At 45.0% G+C, this 13,243-nt stretch carries 12 protein-coding genes; 3 read left to right on the plus strand and 9 right to left on the minus strand.

The genetic code is table 11. The features are described 5' to 3' along the window. Positions 1-153: 153 nt before the first annotated feature. A complete protein-coding gene (locus tag BN1765_RS13840; RefSeq protein WP_050616785.1) occupies positions 154-1,272 on the minus strand; it encodes a M20/M25/M40 family metallo-hydrolase in 1,119 nt (372 codons plus the stop codon). A 380-nt stretch (positions 1,273-1,652) separates the two neighbouring features. On the opposite strand from BN1765_RS13840, the gene BN1765_RS13845 reads away from it, so the two are divergent. Continuing rightward, complete coding sequence (locus BN1765_RS13845; RefSeq protein ID WP_050615682.1) at positions 1,653-2,363, plus strand: hypothetical protein; 711 nt, start codon at positions 1,653-1,655, stop codon at positions 2,361-2,363. Between the two features lie 103 nt (positions 2,364-2,466). Here the strand turns inward: BN1765_RS13845 and BN1765_RS13850 are convergent, their stop codons facing one another. Together BN1765_RS13850 and mce are read right to left on the minus strand one after the other, a co-directional pair. Then, complete coding sequence (locus BN1765_RS13850; protein WP_050615683.1) at positions 2,467-4,017, minus strand: acyl-CoA carboxylase subunit beta; 1,551 nt, start codon at positions 4,015-4,017, stop codon at positions 2,467-2,469. Then, a complete protein-coding gene (gene mce / locus BN1765_RS13855; protein ID WP_050615684.1) occupies positions 4,014-4,436 on the minus strand; it encodes a methylmalonyl-CoA epimerase in 423 nt (140 codons plus the stop codon). Before mce ends, BN1765_RS13850 begins: the two co-directional genes overlap by 4 nt. 269 nt (positions 4,437-4,705) lie before the next feature. Here mce and prli42 point away from each other — a divergent pair, with 269 nt between their 5' ends. Next, positions 4,706-4,798, plus strand: a complete 93-nt coding sequence (gene prli42 / locus BN1765_RS20595; RefSeq protein ID WP_147554204.1) for a stressosome-associated protein Prli42 — start codon at positions 4,706-4,708, stop codon at positions 4,796-4,798. 193 nt (positions 4,799-4,991) lie between these two features. On the opposite strand, the gene BN1765_RS13860 is transcribed toward prli42, so the two are convergent. Then, the gene (locus BN1765_RS13860; protein ID WP_050615685.1) at positions 4,992-5,504 is read right to left on the minus strand and encodes a L,D-transpeptidase; all 513 of its coding nucleotides are present in this window, start codon (positions 5,502-5,504) and stop codon (positions 4,992-4,994) included. Positions 5,505-5,536: 32 nt separating this feature from the next. After that, entirely contained in the window at positions 5,537-6,523 is a 987-nt protein-coding gene (locus BN1765_RS13865; RefSeq protein WP_050615686.1) for an aromatic acid exporter family protein, read from the minus strand. 212 nt (positions 6,524-6,735) lie between these two features. Here BN1765_RS13865 and BN1765_RS13870 point away from each other — a divergent pair, with 212 nt between their 5' ends. After that, positions 6,736-7,353 (plus strand): zinc dependent phospholipase C family protein, encoded by a 618-nt coding sequence (locus BN1765_RS13870; RefSeq protein WP_050615687.1) that lies wholly within the window; start codon positions 6,736-6,738, stop codon positions 7,351-7,353. A 49-nt stretch (positions 7,354-7,402) separates the two neighbouring features. Here BN1765_RS13870 and BN1765_RS13875 read toward each other — a convergent pair whose 3' ends face one another. The 4 genes from BN1765_RS13875 to BN1765_RS13890 all read right to left on the minus strand — a co-directional run bounded on the left by BN1765_RS13875 (position 7,403) and on the right by BN1765_RS13890 (position 13,091). Further along, positions 7,403-7,840 (minus strand): BrxA/BrxB family bacilliredoxin, encoded by a 438-nt coding sequence (locus tag BN1765_RS13875; RefSeq protein ID WP_050615688.1) that lies wholly within the window; start codon positions 7,838-7,840, stop codon positions 7,403-7,405. A 188-nt stretch (positions 7,841-8,028) separates the two neighbouring features. Then, positions 8,029-9,054, minus strand: a complete 1,026-nt coding sequence (meaB, locus tag BN1765_RS13880; protein WP_050615689.1) for a methylmalonyl Co-A mutase-associated GTPase MeaB — start codon at positions 9,052-9,054, stop codon at positions 8,029-8,031. Next, a complete protein-coding gene (scpA, locus tag BN1765_RS13885; RefSeq protein WP_082195570.1) occupies positions 9,054-11,153 on the minus strand; it encodes a methylmalonyl-CoA mutase in 2,100 nt (699 codons plus the stop codon). The genes meaB and scpA overlap by 1 nt, the downstream gene beginning before the upstream one ends. A 69-nt stretch (positions 11,154-11,222) precedes the next feature. After that, positions 11,223-13,091 carry a methylmalonyl-CoA mutase family protein gene (locus tag BN1765_RS13890; protein WP_050615691.1) on the minus strand — a complete coding sequence of 623 codons (1,869 nt, stop codon included), beginning with the start codon at positions 13,089-13,091 and terminating at the stop codon, positions 11,223-11,225. Between the last annotated feature and the right edge of the window lie 152 nt (positions 13,092-13,243).

Genomic DNA, 13,243 nt, shown 5'->3' on the forward strand with positions numbered 1-13,243 from the left:
GAAAGGGATAAAATCACTCATATAATCGGCTTGAATCCATGGAATTGCCGTCCAACCATTATTCCTGCAAAACAAAAAACCTCTTCAGGAAGAGGAGCGCACCGTTTAACCGGTGAGCTAGCCATCTTCTTGAAGAGGTGCAGAAATCCTTTTTTATTCAGCAACAATCGAAACGATCGCTACGACCATTTCAGCTACTTTTTCCAATTCTTCAATTGGCATTCTTTCTTTCGTTGTGTGGATATCTTCGTAACCAACAGCCAGGTTGACCGTAGGAATTCCGAATCCTGCGATTACGTTGGCATCGCTGCCGCCGCCGCTTTGTTGAAGGGATGATGGTCTGTTGATTTTAGCAGCGGCTTTCTTCGCTACTTCCACCACATGGTCTCCGTCTCCAAACTTGAAGCCTGGATACATTACTTCAACGTCAACGATTGCTTCTCCACCCATTTCTTTGGCAGTGGATTCAAATGCTTCTTTCATTTTAGCCACTTGGGCTTCCATTTTTTCGTTGACCAGTGAGCGCGCTTCTGCCAGGATTTCCACATGGTCGCAGACGATATTTGTTTGTTTTCCGCCTTCGAAACGGCCGATATTTGCAGTTGTTTCTTCATCAATGCGGCCTAGTGGCATCTTCGCGATTGCTTTGGCAGCAATTGTGATGGCACTTACTCCTTTTTCAGGCGCAACGCCGGCATGGGCTGTTTTTCCTTTGATTGTCGCTTTCACCTTCGCTTGTGTCGGTGCGGCAACAACAATTTCGCCCACTTTTCCATCGCTATCCAATGCATAGCCGAATTTGGCAGTTACTAAAGAAGAATCAAGCGCTTTTGCACCTACCAAACCAGATTCTTCACCAACAGTGATGATGAATTCAATTTTACCATGTGCAATATTTTGTTCTTTCAATACACGGATCGCTTCGAACATAGAAGCAAGCCCTGTTTTATCATCGGCTCCCAGAATAGTCGTACCGTCAGATACAACATAGCCATCCACAATCGATGGTTTGACACCGTTGGCAGGAACTACTGTATCCATATGGGAAGTGAAGTAGATAGTATCTACGCCTTCTTTTGTGGCAGGCAATGTGCAGATTAGGTTGCCAGCCCCGAAACCAGTTTTAGCCGCAGCATCATCTTCATATACTTCAACGCCCAGGGCAGTGAATTTTTCTTTCAACACTTTGCTGATTTTTTCTTCGTGTCTTGTTTCAGAATCGATTTGGACTAATTCCAAGAATTCATCAAGCAATCTTTGTTTATTAATCATCATTTATTCCCTCCAACTATGTACTCTTCCTTAGTATACCCACTCTATTAATGAAGTGGCAAATCCATTTTTACCCCCCTGGTATAATCAGGGATAGGCACTAAAACATAATTTGCCCGTCGACATATGGGTGCTTCTTCATTGTACTCCTTTTACGGGCAAAAGGGGACTGCATACACTCCATCTTTATAAAGTAAGAGGCTATTTAGGATGTAACTGCAAGGCACATTCTCGAAACTTCATTTTCTGGTCTAATTGAACTATTTTATGTCCGACAAACCGTTAATAAAATTGCCATAATCGCAACACACTTCCCTCTACAATTTTTAATAAAATGAACTTTCGTAGTACAAGTCATAAAGGAGAATTTAAAGAATGAAATGAAAAAAAGAGGCATCCTTATACTATACCTACTGTTAGTAATGACACTTTCTGCTGACTCTTCTATTACATACAACCTATACAAAAAATTAAATATTCTTGAACAATCTACACTACAGACAATTGAAAAACACTACCAAAAAAATTTATTTAGTAATCCAAGGGTCAGTATTAATAAGAAAACAATCTATGTGAATTTAGACTTAGACCCAAAAATTTTAAACATGGAAGCTGTTGATCAATTTAAAGTTTTTAAAATGTTTGCAAGAAAATTTCGTTTTATTCTATATCATCATTCCAGCAGATACGGTGATGACTTAAGCAAAAAAAATCTAATTATTAGCGGACAATCCGATAATAATGTGTTTGAATATAATAGTACATTACCATATAAAAATTCGATTTACTCTTATGACAGCCACCTTTCATTAAACAAAAAGACCGTTTTTTCCTCTACTGAATTTAAACGAACTATTAACCAATCCACTGTAAATTCGTATATTGAAAAAGTGAATGGATACGACGATTTAGATATACACAGATACGCGCGAAATCTATTTAATGTTATGACTAAGAATGGAAAATATTATAATCCCAGCAAAGATGATCAATTATTTTTAGAAGCGATTTGCGATAAATTTAATATATCTCCTGAGGAATACGCTAAAATTGAGAACAAATATTATTTAATTCCTTCCTTGCCCTACTGAAGAGTAGGGTTATTTGATTATACTGCCGCCGGGAAACAAATTCGCCGAATTATTCCAGCCCCAAAAAGCCAAATCCCTGAGGAATCTGGCTTTTTTGGTCTCCTTATAACGGGATGTTTCCGTGTTTGCGATACGGTCTCGATTCTTCTTTATTCCGTAGCATTTGCAATGCTTGAACGATTTTGATGCGTGTTTCGCGCGGATCAATGACATCATCGACCATCCCTTGGCTGGCCGCGACATAGGGATTAGCGAATTTTTCACGATATTCCTGGATTTTCTTTTGTCTTGTCTCTTCAGGGTTATCACTATTTTGGATTTCGCGGGCAAAAATGATATTGGCTGCCCCTTCAGGACCCATAACGGCGATTTCAGCATTCGGCCATGAATAGACGATATCGGCGCCGATTGATTTACTATTTAAGGCCACGTAAGCGCCGCCGTATGCTTTACGGAGGATAACGGTCAGCTTCGGCACAGTCGCTTCTGAATAAGCAAACAGGATTTTGGCTCCATGGCGTATGATGCCGCCATGTTCTTGTTTGATGCCCGGAAAGAAACCAGTCACATCTTCAAACGTAACGATCGGTATCTGGAAAGAATCACAGAAGCGGATAAAACGGGCTGCCTTGTCCGACGAGTCGATATCCAATCCGCCGGCAAGGAATTTCGGCTGATTGCAAACGAGACCGACAACCTCCCCTTTAATGCGGGCGAGCCCGATCACGATATTCCGTGCAAAGTCTTTTTGGATTTCCATAAAGCTGTCTGCATCCACTACTTGCTCGATGACTCCGCGGACATCATAAGGCCGAACGCTGTCGATCGGGACGGCATCCGTCAAATCTGGCCGGTAGTCATCCTCGTCTGCCATTTCTTTGATAGGAGCCTTTTCCCTATTATTTTGCGGCAGGTACGATAATAATGTACGGACATTCTGCAGTACTTCCTCCTCGGAGCCCGCCTTAAAATGAGCATTTCCACTGATGCTGTTATGCACTTTGGCGCCGCCAAGGTTTTCTGCGCTTATTTTTTCCCCTGTAACCGTCTCAATCACCTTAGGGCCGGTAATAAACATTTGGCTGGTCTTTTCCACCATAAATACAAAATCCGTGATGGCCGGTGAATAAACGGCCCCACCCGCACATGGGCCCAATATAACGGAAATCTGCGGTATAACGCCTGAATAGATACTGTTCCGGTAAAAGATCTGTCCATACCCATCCAAAGAAACAACGCCTTCCTGGATTCTCGCACCGCCGGAATCATTCAGGCCAATGAAGGGAGCGCCATTCTTGGCAGCAAGATCCATGACGTTGGCGATTTTCTTCGCATGCATCTCTCCCAAAGCCCCGCCGAAAACCGTGAAATCCTGAGAAAATAAATAGATATCCCTTCCATTCACTTGTCCGTAGCCGGTCACAACCCCGTCTCCGGGCCCGTCTACTTGATCAAGCCCAAAATCATTACAACGATGGGCAATGAACGGGCTAAGTTCGACAAATGTACCCGGGTCGACCAGCAAGTCAATCCGTTCCCTTGCTGTAAGCTTGCCCTTTTCATGCTGTTTGTCGATTTTTGAGTCGCCCCCGCCTAACTCGACTTCTCTTCTTTTATCATAAAGCTCGTTGATTTTTTCGTAAATATCGATCATTTGCTATCATCCCCCTTTGTTTCATGCTCGCACAATTCATACAAGACGCCGGCGCAAGCCTTCGGATGCAGGAATGCAACTTGCGCGCCATGCGCTCCTGCCCTCGCTTTTTCATCGATCATTCGAATGCCCTGCTCTTTTAATTCGCCAATCCGCGCCTGGATGCTTTCAACGCCCAAGGCAATATGGTGGATGCCTTCCCCGCGTTTCTGAATAAAAGCAGCTACAGTGCTCTCTTCGGATAAAGGCTCAAGCAACTCCAGCCTGGTATTGCCTGCATTCAAAAAACAGACCTTCACTCCCTGGCTTGCGACCTCTTCCATTCCCTCCACCTTTAACCGCAGGATATCACGGTAAAAAGTGAGCGACTGCTCAATCGATGATACGGCTATGCCAATATGATCCACTGATCCGACCATTTCTTTTCCCCCATCCTTATGTAAAAGCCTAAAAGATTTTATTTTCATAAAATTCATTTATTAACTTTTATTGTAAACCAAAACGTCTAGATATAAAAGTATTGTACACGCTTTCAACGATCTTTCGGGCAGGCTAGCCCTCCATTTCAATGCCCGGCGGTTTGGCAGTACCGCCTCTTCTTTCCTCTCCATCCAGCTATAGAAATCTTGTGTTCTCGTACCGTTCCATGTAAAATGGAGCTAATCACTAGAGAAAAAGGAAGAGTGCTATGAGCAAAAAAATACAAAAGATTGCAGTGTATGTAATGATATTCATCATGCTGCTATCCACCCTGCTAACCGGGGTAGCTTTTCTTTTCTAAACGACCTCATCAAAAAAAGCCCGGCCGCTTCTATCCTGAAGAAGCGGCCGGGCTTTGCTTATATACGGGCCATTTTAACTGGCGCTAAAACTCCCGCTTCAACAGGACAGCGAAGACAAAAAAGGAAGCGGGAGTTCATGTGCCAGCATGAATCCGATTGGTACTGTTAGGGGACTAATGAGCCCCCCAGCCATCAAAGTTTTGGCATAGCCCCATTTTCCTTCGCCAGTTGGACGAAGCTCTTATTCGACATCGTGACAAGTATCTTGGAGTCCAGTGGAATAATTTCGTATAGCGCCTCAACATCCTTATTATTCATCCGTATGCACCCGTTCGATATGTATTTCCCAATCGACCAAGGAGCATTGGTGCCATGGACGCCATATGTACGTCCGTCTGTCCCCAGCGCATTGAAGCCGATCCACCTTGACCCAAGGGGATTCCTGGGATCGCCGCCCGGTATATTTTTTTTTCGGTAATAAGGATTCTTTGCTTTTACTACAATGGTGAATAAGCCTTCCGGAGTTAGCTCATTGCTTTTACCCGTGGCGACATTATACATCCCTATCATTTTCCCGTCCTTGAAATAGGCAAGCTTATTATTGGCTTTATTGACAATCACCAATGATGGTTGCTTGATGGGCGCCGCCTGGGCAACAAGCGGAAAGACTAGCAGCAGTATGCATATAGCAATAACTCTTTTCAACACAATCCCATCCTAAACTGTTTTCATTTAGTTTAGGTAACCGCTTCTTTTTTCATGCACCCTTTCTGTCTGGAAAAACCTTTATAAATGCTTTTTAAAATTAAGTATTTTTCTAATTCCTTTATTAAGCCGATCAAAGCAGCCTGAATGTCAAATTCTTCCCTGGTTGCTGGGAGAGGCATCTGCTGTGCCTGTTCCATGAGAGCATCCAGCTTCCTTAAATAAATATGTGATGTATTATATGGGTGGACATGATCGGCAAGCTCTTCGATAAAATCGGCCAGCACCTGGCTGTACGGCAGCTCTTTCGGCAATACAGCCGCCAAGGGCAGCATTCTTTCCACAATCTCAAACTGTTTTTCACGCATAATGAAATACTGGTAATAAAGATCATCTTTGCTGGTCACATGGTTTTCAACATCCCTGAACGCCAATATCTTCGCTTCGGAAATGGTATCATTCACCCTCATTAGCTCTTCGCCGTCCCAATTGCTGCGATTGGTGCGGAGATACAGAGCCATCTTCTTAAAGATAACGGAAAAATCCCCTTCCAGCTGTTGCCTTGCTTTCTTGAGCTTGCCCTCTACACTCGGCATATACAAATTCATAAGTAAAGCAACAGTGATACCGATAACAAGCAATCCAAGTTCATTCAATAGAAGATGTACAGTCACATGGCCCGCAGAATAGATGTGGAGGAGAATAACCGAACTGGTCACCACACCTTCCTGCGCTTTGACAGCTACAACCGTCGGAATAAAGAAAAGCAACATCAAGCCAATGACTGCCGGATGAAAGGCAATCCCTTCGAAAAAAATCGTGCTGTAAAGCATAGCGATCAAACAAGCCAAGAACCGGCTGAATGCTGCCTGCAATGATTTCTTCTTCGTGATCTGGATGCACAGTATGGTAATGATCCCGGCGGATGGAAAACTGTTCAAATGACAGAGCTGTGCAATACTGATAGCAATGGCTACCCCAATAGCCGTTTTGATGGTTCGATAACCGATCCTAAACATAAATACTTGTACCTACTCTCTATAGAAAACCCATGATTTCCATGGATTCGTTATGGACACTTAACAGTATCGCACCCCGGTCTTTACATTTCAAGGAAATATCTTTCTTTTGAAACTGCCATTATTAACTAGACCCTATGTCTACTTTAAGCATATAGGATGCTCATCATGATTAGCAAATATTGTATAATAGCAACAAAGGAGGGGGATCAATGGGATCAAGAATCATGCATTATATTATTTCCAGGCAATTAGCAAAAACGCTTCCTATCGAAAACAAGGAAACATTTATGATTGGCGGCGTTTCTCCCGATGCAGCCAGGGATAAAGAAATATCGCATTATTACAGGGGAGAGGTTTACGATTATACAAGGCATATTGACTTTTCCTCTTTTATCGAAGCCTGCCAAGAAGAAGATAATGAAAGCTATGTCTTAGGATATTACACCCATCTCATTTCAGATGATCTATGGCTGAAAGGATTCTATATGCCCTGGCTGCGTAATCGGATTATTGCCGATCGTGCGCTTGCGGAAAAATATCACCGCGACTTCCATCTCTTGAACGCCAAGCTGGCTGAGCATTATTCATTATCTGCGGGGGAAATTCCATTCAATATCAAAGAACAGGACCTCCCAAGCTTGCCGGAAGTCTCTCCCCATGCAGCTAGAGCTTTCCTTTCATACATACAGGAAGATTTGCAGTACAATGAATCTCAATCCCAAAAACCTCTACAAGTATTTACATTTGACCAGATCATCGGCTATATCGAAACATCGATTGATCAATCCCGGTTATTGCTGCAACGGCATTACGAAGCCAAAAAATAACAAAAAAAGCATTCCGCTTTCTTAGAAACGGAATGCTTTATACATTCTATTATACTTCTTCACAATATCGATCAAAATGCTCCTGAAGCTTGTTGACAACTGAAACAGGGTCATGGCCTTCGATTTCATGTCTTTCCACCATTGTGCAGATCTTGCCGTCTTTCAACAGCGCAAAAGATGGAGAAGATGGCGGATATTCACCGAAATAGCTTCTTGCTTTTTCTGTCGCTTCTTTATCCTGCCCGGCAAAGACTGTTACCAATTGGTCAGGTTTACGGTCGTAGTGCACAGCATAAGCAGCTGCTGGGCGGGCAATTCCCCCTGCACAACCGCATACTGAGTTGACCATTACTAAAGTTGTTCCTTTTTTATTTAATGCTTCATCGACTTCCTCGGGCGAAGTTAATTCTGTATATCCAGCCGCTTTGATTTCATCGCGTGCCTGTCTGACTACATCATTCATGAAAAAGTTGAAATTCATACTCATGTTTCATCTCTCCTACTAGTGTGGCATTAGATTCATCATATCAGAAGAAAAAGGAGATATACAACTGATTAAGATGTTTAAATTTCTCTGAACTGGGAATTATACAGGTACAACTTAGATACCCCGAACTCCCATTCAAGGGCCGGCAAAGATAGCATTGGCTATTTACCAGCCCTTTTTTCTTGTGTTTACTTAAGAGAAGATTTGAACAGATTCAGTGCTTCCTCAACAGCTGTAGAGACTGTCTGTCCACCCTCCATGACCTTCTGCTCCAGTGTTGGAAGCAGCTCCTTCATCGTTGGATTACTATAAAACCAGTTATTCAAGCGATGTGCGAGCGATTGCCTCATCCATTCTTTTGTTTGCTGTTTACGGCGATGATCCAAGCTTCCATTGCTGGATCCTTTTTCAAAAAAGCGCAGAACCGCTTTCCATAATTCTTCCATTCCTGTCCCGTCAAGCGATGAGCAGGCATATGCTTTTGTTTTCCAGCCTTCAGTAGCAGGCTGAAGAAAATGAAGGATTCTATTATATTCTGCTGTTGCAGCCTTCGCATTTCTTATATTGTCTCCATCCGCTTTGTTCACGACGATTGCATCAGTCAGTTCCATAATCCCTTTTTTCATTCCCTGCAGTTCATCCCCCGCACCGGTAATGGCTAAAAGCATAAAGAAATCACTCATCCCGCGGACAATTGCTTCACTTTGCCCGACGCCGACCGTTTCAATCAATACGATATCGTAGCCTGCAGCTTCGCAAAGAATCATACTTTCCCTTGTTTTTCGGTGCACGCCGCCCAGTGTCCCTTCTGAAGGAGACGGCCTAATGAATGCACCTTCCAATCCAGAAAGTTTTTCCATCCTCGTTTTATCTCCCAGGATGCTTCCTCCAGTCAATGAAGACGAAGGATCGATAGCAAGCACCGCCACACGATGTCCCTGATTACAAAGAGCTGTGCCCAAATATTCAATGAACGTGCTCTTGCCGGCGCCAGGCACCCCCGAAATGCCGATTCTCATGGAGCGTCCGCTGTTAGGCAGACAGCGCTGCAACAATTCCTGTGCCGGCGCAAAATGATGTGCGGCATTGCTCTCAATCAACGTAATCCCTTTGGCAAGCATCGTACGATTGCCGCCGGTAATGCCTGCAAAGAGGGCGTCGATATCAATGGCAGACGCCTGTTTCTTCACATAAGTAGGCCGATTTTCTTTCATCAGGATGACACTTCCTCATAACCGAGTGCTTTATAGATTTCCGCAAGAATTGTTTTGGCTGCGGCCGGGATGACTGTCCCCGGTCCGAAAATAGCTGCCGCACCGTGCTTGCGCAAAAATTCATAATCCTGCTGCGGCACTACGCCGCCTACGATGACAATAATGTCTTCCCGTCCCCGTTTTTTCAATTCTTCCACCAACTGCGGAAGCAATGTCTTATGCCCGCCTGCAAGGGAACTCATGCCAACCACATGGACATCGTTTTCAACCGCCTGCCGCGCTGTTTCTTCCGGAGTCTGGAAAAGCGGGCCAATATCAACATCAAACCCAAGATCCGCATAGGCAGTTGAAACGACCTTCACACCCCTGTCATGCCCGTCCTGTCCCATCTTGGCCATCAGGATGCGCGGACGCCGACCTTCCTGTTCCAAAAAATCCGTGGTCATTGCCATTACTTCCGCGATTTCCTCCTGTTCATCATAGGCGGAACTATACACGCCGGATATGGAGTGGATGACTGCGCTATGGCGCCCCGATACTTCCTCGATTGCCGAAGAAATCTCACCCAATGTTGCGCGCACGCGTGCAGCCTGTACAGCTAGGTCCAATAAATTGCCTTCTCCTGTCCTTGCCGCTTCTGTGAGATTGTCCAAAGCCATCCGAACGCTGGATTCATCACGGGTTTCCTTCAGCACAGATAGCTTCTTCAATTGGCTGTCGCGAACAGCGCTATTATCGACCTCAAGAATGTCGAGCTGTTCCTCTTGTTCAAGCCGGTATGCATTGACGCCGACAATCGTTTCCGCTTTGGAGTCGATTTTAGCCTGCCTTTTGGCGGCCGCTTCCTCGATCCTCATTTTCGGGATGCCGGTTTCAATCGCTTTTGCCATGCCGCCGAGCGATTCGATTTCCTCGATATGCTTCCATGCTTTCTCCATCAATTCATTCGTCAGGCTTTCGACATAATAGGAACCGCCCCATGGATCAATGACATCTGTAATGCCCGTTTCTTCCTGGAGATACAGTTGGGTATTGCGGGCTATGCGCGCTGAGAAGTCCGTAGGCAATGCAATCGCTTCATCCAACGCATTCGTATGCAGCGACTGGGTATGCCCCATTGCGGCTGCATGGGCTTCTATGAGTGTGCGGGTAATATTATTGAATGGATCCTGTTCAGAAAGGCTCCAGCCCGACGTTTGGGAATGCGTTCTCAACATCGCCGATTTTTCGTTCTTCGGCTCAAATTGCTGCATGAGCTTCGCCCACAATAGGCGTCCGGCCCTCATTTTGGCAACTTCCATGAAATAATTCATTCCGACTGCCCAGAAAAAGGACAGGCGGGGAGCAAAAGAATCGATCGGTATGCCGGCTTTTAGTCCTGTACGGACGTATTCAAGCCCATCTGCAAGCGTATAGGCCAACTCGATATCCGCAGGAGCGCCCGCTTCCTGCATATGGTAGCCAGATATTGATATACTGTTGAATTTAGGCATATGCTTCGATGTATAGCTGAAAATATCCGCAATAATCCTCATGCTCATTTCCGGGGGATAGATATACGTATTGCGAACCATGTATTCTTTTAAAATATCATTCTGGATCGTACCGGCTAATTGCTCAGGGCTGACTCCCTGTTCTTCGGCTGTAACTATATAAAAAGCCATAATGGGAAGGACTGCTCCATTCATTGTCATGCTGACGCTCATGACATCAAGGGGAATCTCATTAAATAACTGTTTCATGTCCATTACTGAATCAATAGCAACGCCGGCCTTTCCGACATCGCTGACAACACGGGGATGATCCGAATCGTAGCCGCGGTGTGTAGCCAAATCAAAGGCAACTGATAATCCCTTTTGTCCCATTGCCAGATTCCGCCGATAAAAAGCATTCGATTCTTCCGCTGTCGAGAAACCGGCATATTGACGCACCGTCCATGGACGGTTTACGTACATAGTCGGATAAGGCCCGCGTGTATAGGGAGCGAGGCCCGGTATATGGTTTAACTGTTCACTGCCTGCGATATCTCTGTGATGATAAAGCGGCTTTATGCGTATTTCTTCATTGGTTTCAAATGATGCAAGATTCATTTCATTCATAGTCAACGGGCTTTTACGGTCTGGCCGTTTAAAATGGATAGACTTTGAGAAAGTATGTCTTTTGCCCACTTACATCACCCCCATTTCCTTCAATAGTTTCCCTGCTACTTCAATCGTATCAGATCCGGCTGCCATGCATCCGTCCAATCCTGCCGATTGCAGAGCTTCCATGGCACCGCCATCCATTTTTCCGGCCAACAGAAGCCGGACATGTGGATGGTTTTCTTTGATGGCCTCCACCCATGCAAGCGCTTTTTCTTCATATTCGGCATCACTTCCACAGAGAATGAAATGGCTCAAGTTGGACTGTTGGACAAAATCATCGGCTTCTTTCAGCGTTGCGCATTCCTTCATCGTCCCTTTAATGGCTACAGTAGCTAGCAATTCCTTGCTGAAATCAGCCCGGCCTTTATAGCTTTTCAAAGATCCCAGGCATATCAACCCTATTTCTGGCGGCTGTCCGGTCCGTTTGGCATAATGGACAGAATGCGAGCGCAGCAACTCATACGGTTCAGCCAGGCGAACTGGTCTGAGAGCTTCAATCTGCAACTCGCCAAAAGGCATATGGTGGCGCTTTTCGACGGTAGTGGAGTATGTCTCTTGTTCATGAACATCTGCATACACATTGACGCCAATCAAATGTTGTTTTCTGACGGCGGCATCTTTATTTTTTTGCTCCCGTGTTTTGGCGATCTGCTCTTGAAGCCAGCCTGTTTTCAGCACAGATAAAATGCCGCCCCGTTCTTCGATATCAAGGAATAATTCCCAAGCTCGTTCTGCCAGTTCATCGGTCAATCGTTCAATATAAAAAGAACCGCCGGCAGGATCGATTACCTTATCCACTTGTGTCTCTTCTTTAAGAAGTAAATGGATATTCCGCGCTAGACGTTCGGAAAAAGCGGAAGGTGGAGCTAGGAATCGATCATAGGGACTGACCTCCAAAGATTGCGTTCCGCCAATAACGGCTGCAAATGCCTGATTGGCCGTTCTGAGCACATTGACGTACGGATCGAACATAGTGGCAGTAAACGATGATGTTTCGCTATGGATATTCATTTTAAAGCGGCTGGCATCACCGCCGAATTCTGCGCCCATCCAAGACCATAGACGGCGGGCGGCGCGAAGTTTGGCAACATTCATAAAAAAGCGGGAATCAATCGCAAATGTAAATACCGCATGCTCTGCAATAAAATCGGCAGATAAGCCATTCCTTGCTGCCTGATGGATATATTCAGATGCGGTTGCTAGGCCTGCAGCCAATTCCTGGACTGCATGGGCGCCGGCATTATGAAGGACTTCCGTATTAACAGCAATCGTCTTAACACCAGGCATAAGAGCCTGCATTTCCTGCAGCGACTTGAACCAGCCATCGAAATAATCGCTCTTCTCATCAAACCCTTTTCCGGCGCTTGCCCCTTGCAGAATCGGATCGATTGCCAAATACCCTTCCATATCCGCAAGTTCGCCCATATTCGCTGCCTTCAACTCCGCCAACAAAGGCTCAAGATCACTCACGTCTTTGATAAAAATGTCATATTTTTTTTCATTGGCAAGCTTCAAAACCCTTACAAATTGCCCTTTAAGTGCACCATTTAACTGTTCCTCGTCGAGAACGATCGTCCGTTGCCCTCTATGCTCGGCTTCCTGCAGGGACTGAAGGAAACCTTCCCATGAGTCCCCTGATAAGCGTTGGACCATCTTCCAAGGCTGGACACTGTATGGATTCTCTGTAATGCCTCTTGTATAGGGAGCTTCGCCCGGCTGCTCCTCATTGTCTGTTGCCCCCTGCCCATAATAAGGCTTGAGGGTAATCCCTTCGTATGTAGAGGTATATAATTTCTCTAACGGCTTTCCTTTCAAGCTCTTCTCCGCTTTTCTTTCCCAATCCTCCATTGAAACAGATGGGAACACTGCAGCTTTCGTCTCAAGCGTTTTCATAAAGCACCGCTTCTATCACATTTTAAGATAACGCTTTCATTTATCTGAAAATGGCGAAAGAAGCTTTCACCTCCCTTTGTCTTAAAGTGAAATTTTGACCGATGGCGTTTTTTTATCATCCCCTACGATCATTCGTTGAACCAATCAGATTC

The sequence above is a fragment of the Bacillus testis genome, assembly GCF_001243895.1.
Lineage (GTDB): Bacteria > Bacillota > Bacilli > Bacillales > DSM-1321 > Bacillus_AD > Bacillus_AD testis.

What these genes read in the sequence shown, in the direction of transcription:
- BN1765_RS13875 (WP_050615688.1), bottom strand. Translation starts at nt 7,840, where the DNA reads ATGAGTATGAATTTCAACTTTTTCATGAATGATGTAGTCAGACAGGCA.
- prli42 (WP_147554204.1), top strand. Translation starts at nt 4,706, where the DNA reads ATGAGCAAAAAAATACAAAAGATTGCAGTGTATGTAATGATATTCATC.
- scpA (WP_082195570.1), bottom strand. Translation starts at nt 11,153, where the DNA reads ATGAATGAAATGAATCTTGCATCATTTGAAACCAATGAAGAAATACGC.
- mce (WP_050615684.1), bottom strand. Translation starts at nt 4,436, where the DNA reads ATGGTCGGATCAGTGGATCATATTGGCATAGCCGTATCATCGATTGAG.
- BN1765_RS13845 (WP_050615682.1), top strand. Translation starts at nt 1,653, where the DNA reads ATGAAAAAAAGAGGCATCCTTATACTATACCTACTGTTAGTAATGACA.
- BN1765_RS13840 (WP_050616785.1), bottom strand. Translation starts at nt 1,272, where the DNA reads ATGATTAATAAACAAAGATTGCTTGATGAATTCTTGGAATTAGTCCAA.
- BN1765_RS13870 (WP_050615687.1), top strand. Translation starts at nt 6,736, where the DNA reads ATGGGATCAAGAATCATGCATTATATTATTTCCAGGCAATTAGCAAAA.
- BN1765_RS13890 (WP_050615691.1), bottom strand. Translation starts at nt 13,091, where the DNA reads ATGAAAACGCTTGAGACGAAAGCTGCAGTGTTCCCATCTGTTTCAATG.
- meaB (WP_050615689.1), bottom strand. Translation starts at nt 9,054, where the DNA reads ATGAAAGAAAATCGGCCTACTTATGTGAAGAAACAGGCGTCTGCCATT.
- BN1765_RS13865 (WP_050615686.1), bottom strand. Translation starts at nt 6,523, where the DNA reads ATGTTTAGGATCGGTTATCGAACCATCAAAACGGCTATTGGGGTAGCC.
- BN1765_RS13850 (WP_050615683.1), bottom strand. Translation starts at nt 4,017, where the DNA reads ATGATCGATATTTACGAAAAAATCAACGAGCTTTATGATAAAAGAAGA.